We start from the raw sequence: 20,732 nt of genomic DNA, 5'->3' as shown, positions 1-20,732 counted from the left end.
TCTACACCGCTTAGCTGTTCAGGACGGCGTCGCCACCGGCAGTCACTACGTCTTCAAGCAGCACCGTCTGGTCGATCACCGGAAGCCCCACCACGTGTCCGAAGCTGAACATGTTCTTCGGATCCAGCTCAGCCTTTGCCTTGCGGAGCCGCTCCCGCGCGCTGGGCAGCCACGGCCGCTCCCTGTCTTCGGCGTCCACAAAGTGGCCATGCAGGTTCACGAAGGTCCCCGCGTTCGCAGCGGGTCGAAGGTCTTCATGGACGGCATTGAAGACTGACGGCAGTATGTCAATAACCGGCGGAACGGCGATCGCACCCATGAAGAAGCTGAACGCTGCGTCGCGCCCACCCACGATGTCCTCCCCGTCTCCGCTCCTGGCCAGCGCACCACCCAGGAGACGGAGTTCTGCCAGCAACACAGGACTTTCGACGCCGGGGCCAAAGTGCCGCAACAAGGTGTCTGCGGCTTGGTCGTCCAGCCGATCCAGCAGGAAACCGTGCTCCCGCACCGGAACCGGCTGATCCGGATCCTGGTGGATCGTGTCGAATTGGGTGGCGTCCAGGGGCCCTGTGGCGTCCATCATGAACGGGGCACAATGACGCATGGGGTCAAGGACTTCCGCTGCCGTTGCCAGGTCGCCCTGGTAGGCGTAGCGGAGATGGATGACGAATTTTCCGCGCAACGGCTCCGGAATCATGTCCATGTCCGGAAGTCGAAGGAACGCCATGGACGCCGATGCTTCCACTGGCAGCGACGGCACCCAATCCCTGAATGCGCGCAGGACTTCCGGGGCGTACCCGCCGTCGAAGTACATCCCACCGGCGTAGAGATCAGCCGCCGGGAACAAGTGGAATTCCATGGCGGTGACGATGCCAAGGTTTCCCTTGCCGCCGCGCAGGAGGGAGAACAGCTCCGAATTCTCGTCCTTGGTCACCCGGCGCTGGGCGCCGTCCGCCGTGACGATCTCGAACGCGATCACGTGATCCGAGGCGAAGCCGTATTTACGGCCCAGTATGGGCAATCCGCCGCCCAGGGTGTATCCCACCACGCCAACATCAGTGGTTGAACCGCAAAGCCCCATCAGGCCGAAGGTCCCGGCGAGTTCCACCACAGCCTTCCAGCGCACGCCCGCACCCACGCGGGCCGTCTTCTCCAGGGGATCGATACTGAGCTCGAGCATGCGGCGGGTGCTGATCAGCAGGCCGCCTTCAATAGCGTTGGTGGCACCGTGCCCGGTGGACTGCACGGACACGGGCAAACCGCGTTCGGCTGCCCAGCGAACGGCCGCCGAGACATCCTCTGCGTCGAGGGCGCCGAAGGCGAGGTCCGGCTGGTGCTGAGTGGACAAATTGAATGCCGCTACTTCGGCGGCGAAGCCGGGATCGGCAGGCGTGAACACTGGACCGCGCACGCTGAGTTGGAGTTCTGAAACATCTGAAAAGGACGCGTGGGACTGCATGATCTTCTCTCAATTGACCGATGTGGTGGAAGCTTCCCCAGCAAGCCTTGACCAGTTTATCCATCAACTTTAGATAAGAAAAGAGGTATTAAATCACTCATAATCGGGCAGGGTTGATCAACACGCCATTCCAGCGGGAAATCAGCTACCGGGAGTGCGGAATGAGGGCGTTAGAGCTGCTTGATCATGCGGGTGTTGCCCAGGGTATTCGGCTTCACCCGGGCAAGATCCAGGAACTCGGCCACACCCTCGTCATGCGAGCGCAGCAGCTCGGAGTACACCTGCGGGTCCACAGCCGACTGGTCCGCCATGACCTCGAATCCGTGGCGCTTGAAGAAGTCCACTTCAAACGTCAGGCAGAACACACGGCTCACGCCAAGCAACCGCGCCTCTTCCAGCAGGTTCTCCACAAGGACGTGCCCCACGCCCCGCCCACGCCAGGAGTCCGCGGCAGCGAGGGTACGGATTTCCGCAAGATCCTCCCACATCACATGCAGGGCTCCACAGCCAATGACCTCACCGGCATCAGACTCGGCGATCCTGAATTCCTGGAGACTCTCGTAATACGCCACAGTCTCCTTGGCCATGAGGATCCGCTCCTCGGCCAAGGGCGCCACAAGCCTCTTGATAGCCGCCACATCGCTGGTGCGGGCAGGGCGGAGGCTAAAGGTCGAATTCACTCCCCCATCCTAACGAGGCAGCCACGCGTCGGAGCCATCAGCTCTGCTGCGTGACCATAGCCCGGCAGTTCGCGACGTCATGCACATCGTCATCCTTACCAACACTTATCCCAGTAAATGTTGGTAAGGCCGGGCTCGGTGAGATGGCGGCACTGCGTGCACTCGATGCCCTCACGGACCGCGGCGTACTGACCGAATCGTCAGGCCGCGGCCGTAACCGCGTGTGGCAGCACCGCGGCATCTTCGAAGTCCTCGACGCCTACGCCGCCGCAATCCACCGGATGCCGGCGGGCTGACGAAGGCCTTCTACAGCCCCAGCTCCTCAGGAACCGGCAGGTCCTCGCCGAGCACCTGCTTCGCCAGGAAGTGCTCCACCACGCCGTACCAAACCTTGGCATGCTGCGGTTGCAGGATCCAGTGGTTCTCGTCCGGGAAGTAGAGGAAACGGTGCGGACTCTGGCCATTCTCGTCAGCTGGCAGCTGCGATGAGGAGAGTAGTTCATACCAAAGACGCAGGCCTTCGCCGATCGGCACCCGGTAATCCTTGTCGCCGTGGATCACCAGCATTGGCGTCTTGATGTTGCCCACGTTCAGGTGCGGCGAGTTCGCCATCGCCATCTCGGCAGTCATTTCCTTGAGCCAGTACTGGGCCGCGTCCGTGGTGGGGCCGAACTGGTCCAACGCCCACAGGCTGGCATGGGTGACGATGGCCTTGAAGCGGTCGGTTTGCCCGGCAACCCAGTTGGCCATGTAGCCGCCGAAGGACCCACCCATGGCCGCGGTCCGGGTCTGGTCAATGTCCGCCCGGTCCACCACTGCATCAGTGATGGCCATGAGGTCCGTGTACGGCTTCTTGCCCCACTCACCCCATCCGCGCTGGATAAACTCCTGGCCGTAGCCGGTGGAAAGCGCGGGATCGGGCAGGAGCACGGCGTAACCCTTAGCCACCAGCAGCCAGGGGTTCCAACGCCACGTCCACGCATTCCACGAGCCCAGCGGTCCACCGTGGATCCACAGCAGGAGCGGAGCAGGGGCCTCTGCGGACGCGCCTTCCGGGAGGGCGAGGTATGCGGGCACCCGCGAGCCGTCCTCCGCAGTGGTCTCCACCCGCTCCAACCGGCCCTTGTATGCGGGCCGCTCCGTTGGCGCCTGCAAGCGGAGGACTTCACCGCTGAAGAGGTCGATTCGCACGGCTTCGGCAGGGAACTCGTACGAGCTTCGCAGCGCGTACGCGGTGGTTCCGTCAGGAGAAACCACGACGTCGGAATAGGCGGAGGCGTCCTGCGTCACCCGCGTGACCGCGCCATCCGCGACGTTTATCCGGAAAACCGGCGACGCGCCGTCGTCGTCCGCTTTCGCCAGAACCGCACTGCCGTCAGGAAGCCAGGCGAGCACGGTAGCCCAGCGGTCCCACTGATGTGCCAACGGCTCCAGGTCCGCGGTCTCGCCGCCGGCGACATTGAGGAGATGGAGCTTTACTTCAGGAGCCTGGGTGGGCGTCGTATCGCTTTCGCTTTCAACAACCAGCGTGCTGTTATCCGGGCTGACGGGCCCCGGGAAATAGCTCATGCCCTCGTGGTCCAGCAGCACCTTGACGTTGCCGGTGGCCACGTCGACGGCGGCGAGCACCTCGCGGCTGTCGGCTTTCGCGAGCGCTTTGGTCATGCTGGTGTAGATGGTTTTGCCGTCCGGGCTCACCACTGTTTTGGCCTCGCGCAGGGAACTGCCGACGCCCGGCGTCAGGTTCCGCAGCTGGAGCGGTGCCGCGGCGTCAACGGTGGAAGGCTTCCCAGGGTCCTTCTCTTCGCCCTGCTCCACGGCGAAGAGCCGCGGTTCAGCGGGGCCAAGGTCGGCATCCCAGTACCGGACCGGGTAGCCGCTGTGCAGGATGGCCGAGACCTTGTTGTCCTTGCGGGCCTTGCGGCGTTCCTCGTCGTTTTCTTCGTCCGCGGATCCCGCCAGGACCTCGGCGTTGATAAACGTCGCGTCGGCATCCTTCGCAGCCATGACGGAACCGATGCCGCCGGCCCGGGAGTGCACCACTCGGGCTTCTCCCCCATCGGCGGGCAGCAGCCACAGCGCGTTCACGGGGTCGGCGTCGGGGCTGTCCGGATCGGGTCTCGCGGAGGTGAAGTAGAGGTCGCCGTTGGCAGCAAAGACGGCGCCGGCCTCGCCCTTGGAACTGCGGGTGATACGGCGTGCGTGGTTCCGGCCGCTGGGGTCCAGCTCCCAGAGCGCAGCGGCAAACTCGGTTCCCTTGCCGTTCAGCGTGGTCACGGTGGTGACCAGTCGCTTGCCATCGGGGCTGAGGGTGAGTCCGCCAACCCGCGGGATGGCGAGGTAGTGGTCAAGATCGTGAAAGGGAGTTTCGGGCTGTTCGCCCTGGGCGTGAGTGTCAGCAGAGTCCATCATCCGATTCAACACGCATTGTGCTGCCGATCACAGAGTGGTTCACTCACAGTGAAACAGTACTTTCACATATCCCGCACCCAACTAAGTCTCAGCACAGTCCCTTATGAGCGCTCAAGACGCACTGTACTGCTACTTGGATGGGAGTGTCCGCAGGGCTTCGACCACCGGCACGGTTCCATCCTCCAGCGCAATGGAGGACGCCACTTCAGCTGCCCGCTGCGCGTACGACGGCGTTGTCACGGCTTCGGCGATGGCGTCACCAAGGCGCTCCGGGGTCAGCTTCTTGTACGGAAGCGGCTGGGGACCGGCGCCCAGGGTCGCGATCCGCGAGGCCCAGAGCGGCTGGTCCGTATACACGGGAACGCCTACCGACGGCACGCCCGCACGCAGGCCGGCGGCGGTGGTTCCAGCGCCGGCGTGGTGAACAACAGCAGCCATGCGGGGGAACAGCCACTCGTGCGGGAGAGTTCCAACGCCCATGGCATCATCGCCCAACATGCCATCCGCGCCCTGCACAACAGCCCGAACTCCGGCACGACGCGTGGCCTCGAGGATGAAACCGGGATCAATGTGCGCACTGCTGCCGAAACCAACGAAGACGGGTGCTGGACCGTCTGCGAGAAAGTCCACCAGGTCCGCGGAGGGCTCCCAGCCTGAACGCTCCGGCGGCCACCAATATCCGGCCATCACCAATCCCGCATGCCAATCAGCGGGCCTGGGCAGAACAGAGGGACTGATGCCGTGGAGAATAGTCGCCTGCGCTTTGCGACGACGGCGCTCACCGGCTGCCCGGCTTTCCTTGCCCAGCCCCAGCGACTTGCGGAGGCGCGCGCTGGGGGCGTCGTAGGGAGCCGGACCAGCAGCTGCGCGCTCACCTATGATCTTGTTTCCCCACGCCCCCAGGCTTCGGGCCGAATTCATCAATACCGGCGGATATGCCGCACTCGGTTCCGTCGGCTGAAGGTGGGCCCCCATGGCCGGGATACCGAAGGCCTCGGCGATGTCATAGGCATAGGGCGCCACCGAATTGGCCAGGATCACGTCCGCGCCGGCCTCCGCAGCAGCCAGGGTCCCCGTGGCGGCGTCGTCCATGTAAGCACTGAGCTTCCGCCAAAAGCCACGCAGGCTCCCGGGCGAGGCCTTCGCGCCGGGAGCCGGCTGCTTGATCAGCTCCGTCAGGTCCCCGGGCAGCAGCCTGAACTCACAGCCGGACTCAACAACTAGAGGCATGTAGGCGGGGTTGGCGGCAATGGCGACCTCGTACCCCAGGTCCTGCAGGCGGCTTCCCAACCCGGCCATGGGCGCCACGTCCCCTCGTGTCCCCGGAGCCACCATGAGTACCCGCATGCCATCCCTTTCCCAAACTTCGTAAATTGCGATCACCGTTCGCAATTAAGAATATAGTGGAATGGGACCAGGAACAAATCACTCCAACCGGATGAAAGGCGGTGCTGGATTGCCTGATCACGATCCCACGGACGTCTGGCGGCGCCCGGAACGTTCAACCGTCGGACCCAAGCCGGAGCATTCGCGGAACGGAATAGCGACGGCGGCCGTCAGCATCGCGGACGAAGAAGGCCTGACGGCGGTGTCCATTCGACGCGTTGCCGCCGGTATCGGCGCCGGCGCCGCGTCCCTCTACCGGTACGTGAAATCACACGATGAACTTGTGGAGCTCATGATGGACACGGTGGCCGGAGAGTACCGGCTTACAGGCAACAGCGGGCACGCCCGTGGCCAATTGCTGGACCTTGCCCACCAAGGACGCGACATCATGCACCGCCACCCGTGGCTGGCACCTTTGCTGTTGACGCGGCCGTCGATGGGCCCCAACTCATTGCGGTACCTGGAAGCTGCAGTATCCGCTTTGGCGACGGTGGATCTCCCTGGTCCAGCCAAACTGCAGACGGTGGCCATGATGTCCGCCCTCACCTCAGCCTTTGTGCAGAACGAGCTCGCGTCCGGCCCCGGCCGCGTTAGCACCGCAGCCGGTCGTGTCCTGTACCTCGTGGAGGCCCTGAATACCGGGGACTACCCGCACTTGGCTGAAGCCATGACTGAGCGGGTCAAACCCGGCCACCCTGACGAGCAATTCGCAGCTGTCCTCTCCAACTATCTGGCAGGCGCAGGCATCCCGGCTTAGCGTGCCGCCCGCCTGGACCCACCGCAACACAAAAGCCCCACCAACTCCTTGCGGAGCGGATGGGGCTTTTTGCGATAAAGCGTGCAACTTACGCGGTGGGAGCAATCTCCGGGATGCGCGGCTTGGCGTTGCCTTCGAACGTGAACTTGGCCTCGTCACCTTCGCCGTCAACGTCCACCACAACGATGTCGCCGGAGTGGAGTTCGCCGAACAAGATCTTCTCGGACAGCTGGTCCTCGATCTCGCGCTGGATGGTGCGGCGCAGCGGCCGGGCACCCATGGCGGGATCGTAACCACGCGTGGCCAGGAGGACCTTGGCTGCGGGGGTGAGCTCGATGCCCATGTCCTTGTCCTTGAGGCGGCGCTCGAGGCGGGTCACGAACAGGTCCACGATCTCGATGATCTCGTCCTGCGTCAGCTGCGGGAACACCACGACGTCGTCAACACGGTTGAGGAACTCGGGGCGGAAGTGCTGCTTGAGCTCCTCCGTGACCCGTGCCCGCATGCGGTTGTAGCCGGTCTGGGTGTCCGTGCCGGACTGGAAGCCCGTGGCCACGCTCTTGGAGATGTCGCGGGTACCAAGGTTGGTGGTCATGATGATCACGGTGTTCTTGAAGTCCACCACGCGGCCCTGGGAGTCGGTCAGGCGACCGTCTTCCAGAATCTGCAGCAGGGAGTTGAACAGGTCCGCGTGGGCTTTTTCCACTTCGTCGAACAGGACCACGGAGAACGGACGACGACGGACCTTCTCGGTCAGCTGGCCGCCTTCTTCGTAGCCAACATAGCCCGGAGGTGCACCGAAGAGACGTGAAACAGTGTGCTTCTCGGAGTACTCGGACATGTCCAGCGTGATGAGGGCGTCCTCTTCACCGAACAGGAACTCGGCGAGGGCCTTGGCAAGCTCGGTCTTGCCGACGCCAGTTGGGCCGGCGAAGATGAACGAGCCACCGGGGCGCTTGGGGTCCTTCAGGCCTGCACGGGTGCGGCGGATGGCCTGCGACAGGGCCTTGATGGCCTCGTTCTGGCCTACGACGCGCTTGTGCAGTTCGTCTTCCATCTTGAGCAAGCGCGAGGACTCTTCCTCGGTGAGCTTGAAGACCGGGATGCCGGTGGAGTTCGCAAGAACTTCGGCAATCAGGTCTTCGTCAACCTCGGAGATGTCGTCCATGCCGCCGGACTTCCAGTTGCGTTCCTTCTCCGCGCGTTCGGCAATGAGCTTCTGCTCCTTGTCACGCAGAGAGGCAGCACCCTCAAAGTCCTGGGCGTCGATGGCGGATTCCTTCTCCATCTTCACGTCGGCAATACGCTCATCCATGGCCTTGAGCTCCGGCGGAGCGGTCATGCGACGGATGCGCAGGCGTGCACCGGCTTCATCGATGAGGTCGATCGCCTTGTCCGGCAGGAAGCGGTCCGAGATGTAGCGTTCGGCCAGCTGCGCAGCCGAGGCGAGGGCGCCGTCGGTAATCGTGACGCGGTGGTGTGCCTCGTAACGGTCCCGGAGGCCCTTGAGGATCTCGATCGCGTGCGCGACAGAGGGTTCCTTGACCTGGATCGGCTGGAAGCGGCGCTCAAGAGCAGCGTCCTTCTCAATGTGCTTGCGGTACTCATCCAGCGTGGTGGCACCAATGGTCTGGAGTTCACCACGGGCGAGCATCGGCTTCAGGATGGACGCAGCATCAATGGCACCTTCGGCAGCACCCGCACCAACGAGGGTGTGGATCTCGTCGATGAAGAGGATGATGTCGCCGCGCGTGCGGATTTCCTTGAGGACCTTCTTCAGGCGCTCTTCAAAATCGCCGCGGTAGCGGGAACCAGCCACCAGGGAACCAAGGTCAAGCGTGTACAGCTGCTTGTCCTTGATGGTCTCCGGGACATCGCCGCGCACAATCGCCTGGGCGAGGCCTTCGACGACGGCAGTCTTACCGACGCCAGGCTCACCGATCAGTACGGGGTTGTTCTTGGTACGGCGGGAGAGGACCTGCATGACGCGTTCCATCTCCTGCTCGCGGCCGATTACAGGATCCAGCTTGTTCTCGCGGGCAGCCTGGGTGAGGTTGCGTCCGAACTGGTCAAGCACCACCGAACCGGCAGGAGTACCTTCCGGCTGGCCCTGGCCGGAGCCGCTGCCAGCGGTCTCCTTGCCCTGGTAACCGGAGAGCAGCTGGATGACCTGCTGGCGGACCCGGTTAAGGTCTGCGCCAAGCTTGACCAGCACCTGGGCGGCCACGCCTTCGCCTTCGCGAATGAGGCCGAGCAGGATGTGCTCAGTACCGATGTAGTTGTGGCCGAGCTGCAGTGCTTCGCGAAGGGAAAGCTCAAGCACCTTCTTGGCGCGCGGAGTAAAGGGGATGTGACCGGACGGGGCTTGCTGGCCCTGGCCGATGATCTCCTGTACCTGCTCGCGAACGCCATCGAGCGAAATGCTCAGGGACTCGAGCGCCTTGGCAGCAACGCCTTCACCCTCGTGGATCAGACCCAAGAGGATGTGCTCGGTACCGATGTAATTGTGGTTGAGCATCCGTGCCTCTTCTTGGGCAAGGACGACCACGCGACGGGCACGGTCCGTAAATCTCTCAAACATTTCGCCACACTCCTAGCTACGACGTACTTTGATGCTACGTGCCGGAGCAACACTTTTGGAGCGTGTTCGCCACAGGGGAAACATGACGCTGCGGTGGAATAAATCGGACGCTCCCCCTTGACCCCGCCGGACGACGGTGACATGCTGCCAACCGCCGCTTGGCCACTTCCAGGAGTATCGGTGCAGGACTATTTCGCGGCATGGCTTTGCGATAACCCCAATAGGGCTGGTATTCGGGCGGTCGAGGAGCGCGTGATTCCCGGAATATCCCACCCCGCGGACGACGCCGGAACCCCAACAAACCACATCCGTTAAACAACCAATGCCCCGGCAGCGACTGCCGGGGCATTGAAGCGGTGAATCAGGAATTGGCCTTTTGGTAGGCTTCCTGAATTTCAGCCTGAATACGTCCGCGGCTGTTGACTGTGTACCCGTTGTCGCGGGCCCACTGCCGTATCTGTGCGGAATCCTGGCTTCGGGCAGCTGTCGCCCGACCCCGTGTGGCTCGGCCGGAAGAAGTCTTCCGGGCCTTGGCAACGTACGGTTCCAGGGCCTTCCGAAGCGAAGCTGCGTTGGCGGTGGACAAGTCCATCTCGTAGCTCACGCCATCCAGGCCGAAGCGGACAGTCTCGTCCGCAGCCCCTTCATCCAGGTCATCGACGAGGATGATTTTTACTTTCTGTGCCATGAGTTGCCTCTCTTTTGGAGGGTTGGATAATCAGAAATTCCCCGGATTCCTTTGTTGATTATCGTTCACGGCAAGCATGCACGTCAAAGCACAAATGGATTCCCCTGTAAGTGGGGCCCATTTAGGAGCCTATTTAGTGGCTGGTCCTTCGGATGCCGGACCGGAATTTTTCGAATTCGCTTCGGCCTGGGCGCGGGCTTCCGCCTGGCGTTCCGATTTGTCCGCATTGAAGATCGACTTCATGGCAAACCAGAAGATCAATCCCACAACGATTGACGGCGCAAGGACTGCGATGTACTCCATGGTCAGTGTCCTTCAGGCTTCAGCAAGGGGAAGAGGATGGTTTCGCGGATGCCGGCACCCGTGAACAACATGACCAAGCGGTCTATGCCGAGCCCGATGCCACCCATGGGCGGCGCACCGTATTCGAGGGCGCGGAGGAAGTCCTCGTCCAGCTGCATGGCTTCCTCATCCCCTGCGGCGGAGCGGCGGGACTGCTCCGTGAGGCGCTCACGCTGGATCACGGGGTCAATGAGTTCCGAGAAAGCGGTGCCGCGCTCCATCCCACCAATGATCAGGTCCCAGGCTTCGATGAGCCGGCCGTCTTCACGGTGCGGGCGGGCCAGCGGCTGGGCAGAGGGCGGGTAGTCATAGACGAACGTGGGGTTCAGGAGGGTGGGTTCCACGATCTCGCCGAACAGCTCAACCACGATCTTCTCGGCATCCCACTTGGGGTCCACTTTGACCTCATGCTTGGCGGCAATGGCCAGCAGTTCCTCCACCGTGGTGTCGGGAGTAATTTCCACGCCTACTGCTTCGGAAATACCCGGGTACACCGAAACCCAGGCCCATTCGCCGTCGAGGTTGATCTCGCCGGCGTCAGTCTGAATAGTGCGCGTGCCAACCACGTCGGCCACATTCAAGATGATTTCCTTCATGCGCTCAGCCATGACGAACTGGTCCGCCCACGCTTCGTAGCATTCAAGGGTGGTGAATTCGGGGCTGTGCGTGGAGTCCACGCCTTCGTTGCGGAAGACCCTGCCCATGTCATACACGCGGTCAATGCCACCAACGACGGCGCGCTTGAGGAAGAGTTCGGTAGCGATGCGCAGCGTCATCTTCTGGTCGAAGGCATTCATATGCGTTTCGAACGGGCGGGCCGTGGCACCGCCATGGACCAGCTGCAGGATGGGGGTTTCGACCTCCACGTAGCCGTGGCGGTCCAGGGTGTCGCGCACAGAGCGGGTGATGGCAGCGCGCTTGTAGACCATTTCGCGGGCTTCGTCGCGGACCATAAGGTCCACGTAACGTTGGCGAACGCGGGTTTCCTCGTTCAGTTCCGCGTGCAGGACCGGGAGGGGACGGAGGGCTTTGGAGGCCATGGACCACGAATCGGCCATGACGGACAGCTCACCGCGGCGGGAAGAGATGACCTCGCCCTTGATGAACACGTGGTCGCCCAGGTCAACCAGGGCCTTCCACTCGGCGAGTGCTTCCTCACCGACGTTCGCGAGGCTCAGCATTGCCTGAAGGCGTACGCCCTTGCCGTCCACGCCGCCCTCCTGGAGGGTGGCGAAGCACAGCTTGCCGGTGTTGCGGACGAACACCACGCGGCCGGTGACGCCCACGATATCGCCGGTGGTCTCATCGGCTTCCAGGTGCGCGTACTTCCCGCGGATTTCGCTGAGGGAATGGGTCCGTTCAACACCCACCGGATACGCCTCAGTGCCGCGCTCGATCAGCTTGGCGCGCTTCTCCATACGGATGCGCATTTGCTCGCTGGCGTCGATGGGCTCTGCGGAGGTGTTCAGGGCTGAGGTGTTTGCGGAAGTCACAGTCCTTAAGTTTACCGGTGATTACGGGCCTTTACTTCCGGGCCTCCGGATCAAGCAAACGCATAGACTCGGGGCTGTGGAGACATGGACGGTGGAAACGGACGACGGCGGCGGCCAGCTTGAGGTGCACACGTTCCGGCCGGCGTCGGCTGCTTCCATTCCCGGCTCGAAGGCACCCGCCGAACGGCCCGGCGTCGTGCTTGTCCACGGCACCTTGGTGACCGATTCCTTGTACTGGCCGTTCGCGCGGACGTTGGGCGTCCTGCTGGACCGGCCGGTTCACAGCTACAACCGACGCGGCCGGGGACAGTCCGCGCCGCAGCCGCCCGGCTATTCGGTTGAAACCGAGATCGCGGACCTCCACGCGGTGATGGAGAAGAGTGGCTCAACCGATGTTGTGGCGCACAGCTACGGCGGATTCGTGGCGCTGCAAGCTGCGAGGCAGGCCAGGATCAGCAAGCTGGTGACCTACGACGCCGCGGTGTCACTGTCCGGCAACCTCAGCAGCCGCTGGCGGCCCGAGCTCGAAGAAGCTGTAACGGCCGGACAACTGGATCATGCGTGGGCGCACCTGGTCCAGGGCTTGGGAACCGCGGGGCCGATTTCCTACCTGCCCATGGGCGCGCTGCGCACGCTCAGCGTCCTCTCCGCCAGGACCCGGCTGGGCTTGGAGATGCGTTCGCTGCTTCCCACCGCCGTCACCGAGATGCGGGCGGTCCTCGACGCCGATGCGAACCTTCACGACTTTTTGAAACTCTCTACCCCCACGCTGATGCTCAGCGGCGGTTGGAGTCCTTCGTACTTCGCAGAGACCGGGCGCACCCTGGCCGGAGCCGTGCCCGCGATTGACTTCGCCGTTGTGCCGTTGCAGTTCCACGAAGGTCCGTTGCGGCCCGGCAGGCGGCTCGCGGCCCGCATCGCCAGATTCCTTTCCGGGAACCAACTCCACGGGGAACCAGCCGGGGCCGCCTAGGATGTTCCGGTGAGGGAACGCGATATCAAGACGCACGACGGCGGCAGGCTCGCCTTGTACAGCTACGGCACGGAAGACGCACCCGGGGAGCGTCGGGTGGTGCTCATCGGCGGCGCGTTCCTCACGGCGCTCATTTATCGGCCGTTCTCCATAGCGTTGGCAAAAGGCCTGGGTGATGGCTGGGCCGTTGACGTCTACGACCGCCGGGGCCGGGGCAAGTCCACCGATCAGCCGCACAACTACTCCATGGCTACGGAGATCGCGGACGTCCGGACCATCATGGACGCCACCGGGGCCCGGAATATCTTCGGCCACAGCCTGGGGGGATCAGTTGCCTTGAACGCGGCCCAGGCCTTCGCCGGAACGCACCACCAGCCGGACAAGCTCGCTGTTTACGACGCCGCCGTGAATATCGACGGAAGCATGGATACGGACTGGCTGGCCGGATTCGCGGATTCCGTCAACAAGGGCGACATCAACCGCGCAATGGCCCGGATGAAACGGGGCATGCATCCCGGAACTGCCCTTGCCCGGGTCCCGGAGCCCATCCTGGTGGGCCTCATGGCAGTGGTTTCGCGGACCAAAGTCAACAAGCTCTTCCGGGAACTCATGCCCTCCGGAGTCGGCGAGCTCAAGGCTGCTTTTGAAGAAGCCGAAACACCCCGGGACTTCTCCGGCCTCCCCTCCAGCACGCATTTCATGGTGGGTAAGAAGAGCCCGCAGTTCTACAAAGTCACCGCCGCGCGGCTGAACAGGGCCGTCCATGGCAGCACTTTGGAGGTCTCTCCGAAAGGGTTCCATGGCTCCATTCCCGCGGCCGTCAATGAGCTCGTCTCTGATATCTCGGACTACTTCAAGGGCTGACTGCTGTCCACATCAGGGACGGCATGCTGCCCGCATTCAGGTCGCTCGGTTAGGCTCGAGTCATGACGCGCGACATCATCATCACAGCCGACGGCGGACACCTCGAAGTACTCACCACCGGTGGTGGGCTGGCAGCGGCAGGTTCCGGCGTCGTCGTCGTTCCTGCCTCCATGGTGACGGCCTCCGATTACACGCGTTTCGCCCAGAAACTGAGCGAAGCCCTTGGCCGTCCAGTCCATACCTTCAACCGACGCGGGCGCGGCGATTCTTCCCCCCAGGCGGAGGATTACACGCTGGAAGCGGACATCCGCGACCTCGACGCCGTCATGAAGCACACGTCCAGCACGGACGTCTTTGGGCATAGCTTCGGCGGCGCTGTGGCACTGCACGCGGCGCGGACCCTCCCGGTGGAGCGATTGGCCGTCTACGACCCCGCCGTTTCCGTCAACCACAGCGTCAAGGCCGACTGGACGCCCGATTACGAACGCGCGACGGCGGCGGGAGACTACGATCGCGCCCTCGCCGTCCTGATCAAGGGAGTGGAAACCGGCGGCGCCTTCGCGCGCATGCCGTTGTCCATGTTGACCCTGGCGAACAAACTGGCGGCCGGTACGCCCCTGGGCAAGCAGATGCGGGAGCTGATGACCTGCGGTGTGCGTGAAATAAAGGCGGTCATCGCAGCCGACATGCCCGCCGAGCCCTTCCTGGACCTGCCGCTGGAAACGCTGATCGTGGTAGGCGAAAAGAGCCCCTCTTATTTCGGAGTCGCGTGCGGCCAGATCCACGACGTCCTGTCCGGTTCCAGCTACAGCATTCTCCCCGGCTTCGGGCACGATGGCCCGATCAAGGCGCCGGACAAGCTGGTCTCGGAGTTGTCGGAGTTCTTCTCGGGCTAGCCGAGTTGAATGGCCGCGATACCGGCCACAGCAACGACCGTCAGGCCCAGCCTGAGCCGGCTGAATCTTTCGTTGAAGAACACCGCTCCAATAACCCCTGCCAACAGCACGCTGGTCTCGCGTAAAGCCGACACCAAGGCCAGGGGTGCCAGGCTCTGCGCCCACACCACGATCCCGTAGGCCAGCATGGACACCAGCCCGCCAATGAATCCCGGCTTCCAGTACCGGGCCACTCGTCGCGGGAATGAACGGCGGTCCGACGCCATGCGCCAACAGACCACGGGGATCAGCAAACCCTGCAACAGGAACAGCCACGAGATATAGGCCATCGGGTCACCGGACTGGCGGACTCCGACGCCATCCACCAATGTATAGGCCGCTATGGCAGCGCCCGTGAGCACAGCGAAAAGGGTGCCCTTGCGGTGTGTGGTGGCCTCCTTGCCGTGGCCGGTGACAGCCAAGCCCAGCAGCGAACCCGCGACGACTGCCACTCCGGCCAGCTGCCACAGGCTCAGGTGCTCCGCCAGGAAAGTGGTGGCGACTGCCGTCACCAGAAGGACGGCGAGGCCACGCGCCAATGGATAGACCTTGGAGAAGTCGCCGTGCCTGTAGGACGTGGTCAAGAGGATGAGGTAACAGGTCTGCAGGGCCGCCGAAGCGAGGACGAAGGGCCACGACTGTTGCAGGGGAACTCCGAAGATCGCTGCCCCCGCGATGCCTGACACTAAGTAGGCCAGGGCAATCATGGTGGACGATGCAAGGCGGTCCGGGATGGCCTTGGCCAGCGCATTCCAGACACTGTGCAGGACCGCTGCCAGGAGGACGGCCGCCGTCACCGTGAGGGTCAACGGTGAGCTGCCGTAACCGGGACCATCGCCCCGGGCGGAGTCTCCTGTCGGGCACCGAAGATGACGCCTTCAGTGTCATCTGCGGCCACGCCGAAAGTGGCAAGGACCTGGGGAAAGATGTCCGCGTGATCCACGGTTGTGACATGCCGGGGCAGGGCTGCGCCGTCAGCCCCGATCCAGGCGGTGCGCTCTGCTTCGGTTTCTCCGCCATGGCCGCCGGCGTCGAGGTGGCCGTGGTCGGTAACGACAATGACCGTCCAGTCTTCGCCTGCCCGGTTGGGCCTCGCCGCAATCGCGTCGAGCAGGGTGTTAAGGCGAGCATCGCAGCGTTGAATGGCTGCAAGGTATCCATCGCCCGTTCCGTGGTTGTGGGCCTCGACGTCGGCCTCGCCAAAATATACGAAGGATGCCGCGAGGTCCTCGTGCCTTATGCGCGCCGACGCGTACTCTGCAACGGCGTCATCGGCACTTGTCCAACTGTCGGCGTCGTTCGCTTCTTCAGGGTCGGGCGTCGGCACCCAGCCCCGGGAGGTGAAGATAGGTCCACATTCGCTTCGAATCGCCAGCGGATGCCAACTGACGGCGATCATCGTTTGCAATTCCGGACGGGCGGCGCGAAGTGCCGCCGTGAAGTCCGGGAGGGAGTCGAGCTCGGCCGGGTGGTGGCTATTGCCTGTCACCTTGTGCCGATCCGCGTAGACACCCGTTGCAACTGTGGCCCACACCGGACCGGAAATGGTGGCATTCTTGTGGTGGACGCGCACAGGGACCAGAAATCCTTGATCGGCAATCCGGTCCAACGCGGGAGTGGCCGCGGACCTGAGCGAGTCGTAGCGGACGCCGTCGATGCCTACTACCAAGATGTGGGGTTCATTCTTCACACCCACGACGGTACGTGGATTAGCCAGCTACGTATTGAAACGACCGTTGAGATCTATAGCAGACTTAGGTCATGCCTATGAATCTGACACATCTCCGGGCGTTCCACTACGTCGCTACACATGGAAGTTATGTGGCAGCGGCCGCGTCGGCAGGCGTGAGCCAACCGACCCTTTCAGAGCAGGTCCGCCTCTTGGAGGGGCAGCACGAGGTACGTCTGTTGCAGCGGGCCGGACGTTCCGTGGAACTGACAGTGTTGGGGCAAAAACTGTTCGCAGTCACGTCCAAGCTGTTTGCAGCGGAAATGGAAGCCGAAGCGGTACTGGCCAAAGCTCGTCAGGTGATGCAAGGAGAACTGCGGTTCGGCACCGATGCACCTATCAACGCAGTAGGTGTCCTCAGCGCGTTCCGACGCCGGAATCCCGGCGTCAGCATCCAACTCGTCAGCGGCAACTCCGCAGAGATACGCAAACGAGTATTGGCCGGCACGGTGGACGTCGGCATCATCGCGGACGAAACACCCCACCCGGACCTGATCGGCCGCACCTTGGGCACCCAGGACCTTGTAGCGTTCGTACGGCACGACCATGCCCTGGCTGGCGCCAAAGTGATCAAGCTCCGTGATTTGGTACATCACCCGTTGATCATCCGCGAGCCCGGCTCGATCACCCGGAGGTCCATCGAGACCGCGCTCCAGGCAGCTCACCTCAAGCCCACCGAGCTCCTTGAAACGGACAGCAGGGAAGCAGTCCATGCTGCGGTGATCGCCGGCCTCGGCGTTGGCGTGATCGCCGAGGACGAATTCAACGATGATCCCCGCCTGGTCCTGCTCGACTTCGGCGACCGGATACCGCCCATCACGGAGTATCTGGTCTATCGGGCAGATAATCAACGAAGCCATGTAGTGGACGCTGTGTTGGGGTGTGTGGGTGGTTAAATGTGAAGAGCCCCGACCGTCGTGGTCGGGGCTCTTCTTAATGGTTGTCCGGCGGTGTCCTACTCTCCCACACCCTCCCGGGTGCAGTACCATCGGCGCTGTGGGTCTTAGCTTCCGGGTTCGGAATGGGACCGGGCGTTTCCCCCACGCTATGACCGCCGTAACTTTGTTACCCGTCCGCGCCCCGGGTGGGGTGGGTGGGAAGTGTGGTTACAACTGTGGTGTTGTTATTTTGTTGTGTTTTTGTTCCTGGAACAAGCGGGTTGTTGTTCGGGAACCACATAGTGGACGCGTGCAGTGTGTTGTGTGGTGTAAGTTGTTGGCCTATTAGTACCGGTCAGCTTCACGAGTCTTTAGTCCTCGCTTCCACATCCGGCCTATCAACCCAGTGGTCTGGCTGGGGGCCTCTCACACATAAATGTGTATGGAAATCTCATCTTGAAGCGAGCTTCCCGCTTAGATGCTTTCAGCGGTTATCCCATCCGAACGTAGCTAATCAGCGATGCACTTGGCAGTACAACTGACACACCAGAGGTTCGTCCGTCCCGGTCCTCTCGTACTAAGGACAGCCCTTCTCAAATTTCCTGCGCGCGCAGCGGATAGGGACCGAACTGTCTCACGACGTTCTAAACCCAGCTCGCGTACCGCTTTAATGGGCGAACAGCCCAACCCTTGGGACCTACTCCAGCCCCAGGATGCGACGAGCCGACATCGAGGTGCCAAACCATGCCGTCGATATGGACTCTTGGGCAAGATCAGCCTGTTATCCCCGAGGTACCTTTTATCCGTTGAGCGACGGCCATTCCACAATGTACCGCCGGATCACTAGTCCCGACTTTCGTCCCTGCTTGAGATGTCTCTCTCACAGTCAAGCTCCCTTGTGCACTTACACTCGACACCTGATTGCCAACCAGGCTGAGGGAACCTTTGGGCGCCTCCGTTACTTTTTAGGAGGCAACCGCCCCAGTTAAACTACCCATCAGGCACTGTCCCTGACCCGGATCACGGGCCGAAGTTAGATGTCCAAAGTGACCAGAGTGGTATTTCAACGATGACTCCACCCGAACTGGCGTCCGGGTTTCAACGTCTCCCACCTATCCTACACAAGCCACTCCGAACACCAATACCAAACTATAGTAAAGGTCTCGGGGTCTTTCCGTCCTGCTGCGCGTAACGAGCATCTTTACTCGTACTGCAATTTCGCCGAGTTTATGGTTGAGACAGCGGGGAAGTCGTTACTCCATTCGTGCAGGTCGGAACTTACCCGACAAGGAATTTCGCTACCTTAGGATGGTTATAGTTACCACCGCCGTTTACTGGGGCTTAAATTCTCAGCTTCGCCACAAGTGGCTAACCGGTCCTCTTAACCTTCCAGCACCGGGCAGGAGTCAGTCCGTATACATCGTCTTGCGACTTCGCACGGACCTGTGTTTTTAGTAAACAGTCGCTTCCCCCTGGTCTCTGCGGCCCACACCCGCTCACGGAGAGCAAGTCTCCATCACGGGGCAGGCCCCCCTTCTCCCGAAGTTACGGGGGCATTTTGCCGAGTTCCTTAACCATAATTCTCTCGATCGCCTTGGTATTCTCTACCTGATCACCTGTGTCGGTTTGGGGTACGGGCGGCTAAAACCTCGCGTCGATGCTTTTCTTGGCAGCATAGGATCACCGGATCCCCCCAAACGGGAGTCCCATCAGATCTCAGGATTGTGCTCGAAACACACAGGAACGGATTTGCCTATCCCTGACCCTACATCCTTAGACCGGGGCAACCATCGCCCGGCCCGGCTACCTTCCTGCGTCACACCTGTTAATACGCTTACCTCCCGGGATCAGGTCCCGCGCTCGGCCAAAACCCACAACACCACAAGGGTGAGCGGGCAGGCTCCGGGCGGTTAGTATCCCCCGCTTGGCATGGGCGGTTTTTCGCCGGTACGGGAATATCAACCCGTTGTCCATCGACTACGCCTGTCGGCCTCGCCTTAGGTCCCGACTTACCCAGGGCAGATTAGCTTGACCCTGGAACCCTTGATCATTCGGCGGACGGGTTTCTCACCCGTCTTTCGCTACTCATGCCTGCATTCTCACTCGTGTAGGCTCCACCGCTGGTTTCCACCGCGACTTCACTGCCCACACGACGCTCCCCTACCACTCCACACCCCTGAACCACGAAGGCTAGGGCAATGTGTGAAATCCACAACTTCGGCGGTGTACTTGAGCCCCGCTACATTGTCGGCGCGGAATCACTTGACCAGTGAGCTATTACGCACTCTTTCAAGGATGGCTGCTTCTAAGCCAACCTCCTGGTTGTCTTCGCAACTCCACATCCTTTCCCACTTAGCACACGCTTAGGGGCCTTAGTTGGTGGTCTGGGCTGTTTCCCTCTCGACTATGAAGCTTATCCCCCACAGTCTCACTGCTGCGCTCTCACTTACCGGCATTCGGAGTTTGGCTGACGTCAGTAACCTTGTAGGGCCCATCGGCCATCCAGTAGCTCTACCTCCGGCAAGAAACACGCAACGCTGCACCTAAATGCATTTCGGGGAGAACCAGCTATCACGGAGTTTGATTGGCCTTTCACCCCTACCCACAGCTCATCCCCTCCATTTTCAACTGAAGTGGGTTCGGTCCTCCACGACGTCTTACCGTCGCTTCAACCTGGCCATGGGTAGATCACTCCGCTTCGGGTCTAGATCACGCCACTACACTCGCCCTATTCAGACTCGCTTTCGCTACGGCTACCCCACACGGGTTAACCTCGCGACGTAACACTAACTCGCAGGCTCATTCTTCAAAAGGCACGCCGTCACCAGAATCAGACTGGCTCCGACGGATTGTAAGCACACGGTTTCAGGTACTGTTTCACTCCCCTCCCGGGGTACTTTTCACCTTTCCCTCACGGTACTGGTCCGCTATCGGTCATTAGGAAGTATTTAGGCTTATCAGGTGGTCCTGACAGATTCGCACGGGATTTCTCGGGCCCCGTGCTACTTGGGATCCTCTCCAGGCGGCACACAACATTACGGTTACGGGGCTCACACCCTCTCTGGCCGGCCTTTCAAGACCGTTCACCTATGCTCATGCTCTCACCCCATTGGTCCGGCAGAACCAAAACGGAAAGTCCCACAACCCCGCCCATGCAACGCCCGCCGGCTATCACACATGGAACGGTTTAGCCTCATCCGCGTTCGCTCGCCACTACTAACGGAATCACTCTTGTTTTCTCTTCCTGCGGGTACTGAGATGTTTCACTTCCCCGCGTTCCCCCCACGCACCCTATGTGTTCAGATGCGGGTCACACAATCACCATGACAGCGTTGTGCGGGGTTTCCCCATTCGGACATCCTGGGATCAACGCTCGGTTATCAACTCCCCCAGGCTTATCGCAGATTCCTACGTCCTTCTTCGGCTCCTAATGCCAAGGCATCCACCGTGTGCCCTTAAAAACTTGACCACACAAAGATCAAAAACTTACTCGAGAGAACCACGACCACAAGGGCCAGGTTCATTCATAAGAAATTGCTGTAAGAACACACACAC

At 61.9% G+C, this 20,732-nt stretch carries 16 protein-coding genes and 2 rRNA genes; 6 read left to right on the top strand and 12 right to left on the bottom strand.

Features of this window, described 5'->3' with window-relative positions; all coding sequences use genetic code 11:
* Positions 1-10 precede the first annotated feature (10 nt).
* Together J3D46_RS05405 and J3D46_RS05400 are read right to left on the bottom strand one after the other, a co-directional pair.
* On the bottom strand, positions 11-1,459 hold the full coding sequence (locus tag J3D46_RS05405; protein ID WP_253465545.1) for an FAD-binding oxidoreductase: 1,449 nt from the start codon (positions 1,457-1,459) through the stop codon (positions 11-13).
* Between the two features lie 170 nt (positions 1,460-1,629).
* Positions 1,630-2,139 carry an amino-acid N-acetyltransferase gene (locus J3D46_RS05400; protein ID WP_231339701.1) on the bottom strand — a complete coding sequence of 170 codons (510 nt, stop codon included), beginning with the start codon at positions 2,137-2,139 and terminating at the stop codon, positions 1,630-1,632.
* 143 nt (positions 2,140-2,282) lie between these two features.
* On the opposite strand from J3D46_RS05400, the gene J3D46_RS05395 reads away from it, so the two are divergent.
* The gene (locus tag J3D46_RS05395) at positions 2,283-2,435 is read left to right on the top strand and encodes a hypothetical protein (RefSeq protein WP_231339702.1); all 153 of its coding nucleotides are present in this window, start codon (positions 2,283-2,285) and stop codon (positions 2,433-2,435) included.
* 10 nt (positions 2,436-2,445) lie between these two features.
* Here the strand turns inward: J3D46_RS05395 and J3D46_RS05390 are convergent, their stop codons facing one another.
* Entirely contained in the window at positions 2,446-4,548 is a 2,103-nt protein-coding gene (locus J3D46_RS05390) for an alpha/beta fold hydrolase (RefSeq protein ID WP_253465542.1), read from the bottom strand.
* A 132-nt stretch (positions 4,549-4,680) separates the two neighbouring features.
* On the bottom strand, positions 4,681-5,898 hold the full coding sequence (locus J3D46_RS05385; protein ID WP_253465539.1) for a glycosyltransferase: 1,218 nt from the start codon (positions 5,896-5,898) through the stop codon (positions 4,681-4,683).
* Positions 5,899-6,007: 109 nt separating this feature from the next.
* Between J3D46_RS05385 and J3D46_RS05380 the strand changes: the two genes are divergently transcribed.
* A complete protein-coding gene (locus tag J3D46_RS05380; RefSeq protein ID WP_253465535.1) occupies positions 6,008-6,694 on the top strand; it encodes a TetR/AcrR family transcriptional regulator in 687 nt (228 codons plus the stop codon).
* 88 nt (positions 6,695-6,782) lie between these two features.
* On the opposite strand, the gene J3D46_RS05375 is transcribed toward J3D46_RS05380, so the two are convergent.
* The 4 genes from J3D46_RS05375 to lysS form a co-directional block, all read right to left on the bottom strand.
* Positions 6,783-9,275, bottom strand: coding sequence for an ATP-dependent Clp protease ATP-binding subunit (locus J3D46_RS05375; RefSeq protein WP_231339706.1), 2,493 nt, complete (start codon positions 9,273-9,275; stop codon positions 6,783-6,785).
* Between the two features lie 361 nt (positions 9,276-9,636).
* Positions 9,637-9,963, bottom strand: coding sequence for an Lsr2 family protein (locus J3D46_RS05370; RefSeq protein WP_211711044.1), 327 nt, complete (start codon positions 9,961-9,963; stop codon positions 9,637-9,639).
* Positions 9,964-10,092: 129 nt separating this feature from the next.
* Positions 10,093-10,266 (bottom strand): hypothetical protein, encoded by a 174-nt coding sequence (locus J3D46_RS05365; protein ID WP_200846829.1) that lies wholly within the window; start codon positions 10,264-10,266, stop codon positions 10,093-10,095.
* A 2-nt stretch (positions 10,267-10,268) separates the two neighbouring features.
* Entirely contained in the window at positions 10,269-11,798 is a 1,530-nt protein-coding gene (lysS, locus tag J3D46_RS05360; protein ID WP_253465532.1) for a lysine--tRNA ligase, read from the bottom strand.
* Between the two features lie 76 nt (positions 11,799-11,874).
* On the opposite strand from lysS, the gene J3D46_RS05355 reads away from it, so the two are divergent.
* From J3D46_RS05355 to J3D46_RS05345, 3 genes are all read left to right on the top strand, one after another.
* On the top strand, positions 11,875-12,771 hold the full coding sequence (locus tag J3D46_RS05355) for an alpha/beta fold hydrolase (RefSeq protein ID WP_231339708.1): 897 nt from the start codon (positions 11,875-11,877) through the stop codon (positions 12,769-12,771).
* Positions 12,772-12,780: 9 nt separating this feature from the next.
* Positions 12,781-13,635, top strand: a complete 855-nt coding sequence (locus J3D46_RS05350; protein WP_231339709.1) for an alpha/beta fold hydrolase — start codon at positions 12,781-12,783, stop codon at positions 13,633-13,635.
* Positions 13,636-13,697: 62 nt separating this feature from the next.
* Positions 13,698-14,531, top strand: coding sequence for an alpha/beta fold hydrolase (locus J3D46_RS05345; RefSeq protein WP_231339710.1), 834 nt, complete (start codon positions 13,698-13,700; stop codon positions 14,529-14,531).
* Here the strand turns inward: J3D46_RS05345 and J3D46_RS05340 are convergent.
* Both J3D46_RS05340 and J3D46_RS05335 read right to left on the bottom strand, forming a co-directional pair.
* Positions 14,528-15,379, bottom strand: coding sequence for an EamA family transporter (locus tag J3D46_RS05340; protein ID WP_253465529.1), 852 nt, complete (start codon positions 15,377-15,379; stop codon positions 14,528-14,530). The genes J3D46_RS05345 and J3D46_RS05340 overlap by 4 nt on opposite strands.
* Entirely contained in the window at positions 15,376-16,260 is an 885-nt protein-coding gene (locus J3D46_RS05335) for an alkaline phosphatase family protein (RefSeq protein ID WP_253465525.1), read from the bottom strand. The genes J3D46_RS05340 and J3D46_RS05335 overlap by 4 nt, the downstream gene beginning before the upstream one ends.
* Positions 16,261-16,331: 71 nt before the next feature.
* On the opposite strand from J3D46_RS05335, the gene J3D46_RS05330 reads away from it, so the two are divergent.
* Positions 16,332-17,195, top strand: coding sequence for a LysR substrate-binding domain-containing protein (locus J3D46_RS05330; protein ID WP_231339713.1), 864 nt, complete (start codon positions 16,332-16,334; stop codon positions 17,193-17,195).
* A 46-nt stretch (positions 17,196-17,241) separates the two neighbouring features.
* On the opposite strand, the gene rrf is transcribed toward J3D46_RS05330, so the two are convergent.
* Positions 17,242-17,358, bottom strand: a 5S ribosomal RNA gene (gene rrf / locus J3D46_RS05325).
* A gap of 143 nt (positions 17,359-17,501) precedes the next feature.
* Positions 17,502-20,646: ribosomal RNA gene (locus J3D46_RS05320) — 23S ribosomal RNA — on the bottom strand.
* Between the last annotated feature and the right edge of the window lie 86 nt (positions 20,647-20,732).

Source organism: Paenarthrobacter sp. A20 (assembly GCF_024168825.1).
Classification (GTDB): domain Bacteria; phylum Actinomycetota; class Actinomycetes; order Actinomycetales; family Micrococcaceae; genus Arthrobacter.
The sequence above is the reverse complement of the archived record's forward strand: the minus strand, read 5'-3'. Positions and strand labels throughout refer to the sequence as shown.

Bases quoted from the DNA above. Each gene is read 5' to 3' on its own strand.
- J3D46_RS05405 (WP_253465545.1), bottom strand. From the start codon at position 1,459: ATGCAGTCCCACGCGTCCTTTTCAGATGTTTCAGAACTCCAACTCAGC.
- J3D46_RS05395 (WP_231339702.1), top strand. From the start codon at position 2,283: ATGGCGGCACTGCGTGCACTCGATGCCCTCACGGACCGCGGCGTACTG.
- J3D46_RS05390 (WP_253465542.1), bottom strand. From the start codon at position 4,548: ATGGACTCTGCTGACACTCACGCCCAGGGCGAACAGCCCGAAACTCCC.
- J3D46_RS05385 (WP_253465539.1), bottom strand. From the start codon at position 5,898: ATGCGGGTACTCATGGTGGCTCCGGGGACACGAGGGGACGTGGCGCCC.
- J3D46_RS05375 (WP_231339706.1), bottom strand. From the start codon at position 9,275: ATGTTTGAGAGATTTACGGACCGTGCCCGTCGCGTGGTCGTCCTTGCC.
- J3D46_RS05370 (WP_211711044.1), bottom strand. From the start codon at position 9,963: ATGGCACAGAAAGTAAAAATCATCCTCGTCGATGACCTGGATGAAGGG.
- J3D46_RS05365 (WP_200846829.1), bottom strand. From the start codon at position 10,266: ATGGAGTACATCGCAGTCCTTGCGCCGTCAATCGTTGTGGGATTGATC.
- J3D46_RS05345 (WP_231339710.1), top strand. From the start codon at position 13,698: ATGACGCGCGACATCATCATCACAGCCGACGGCGGACACCTCGAAGTA.
- J3D46_RS05330 (WP_231339713.1), top strand. From the start codon at position 16,332: ATGCCTATGAATCTGACACATCTCCGGGCGTTCCACTACGTCGCTACA.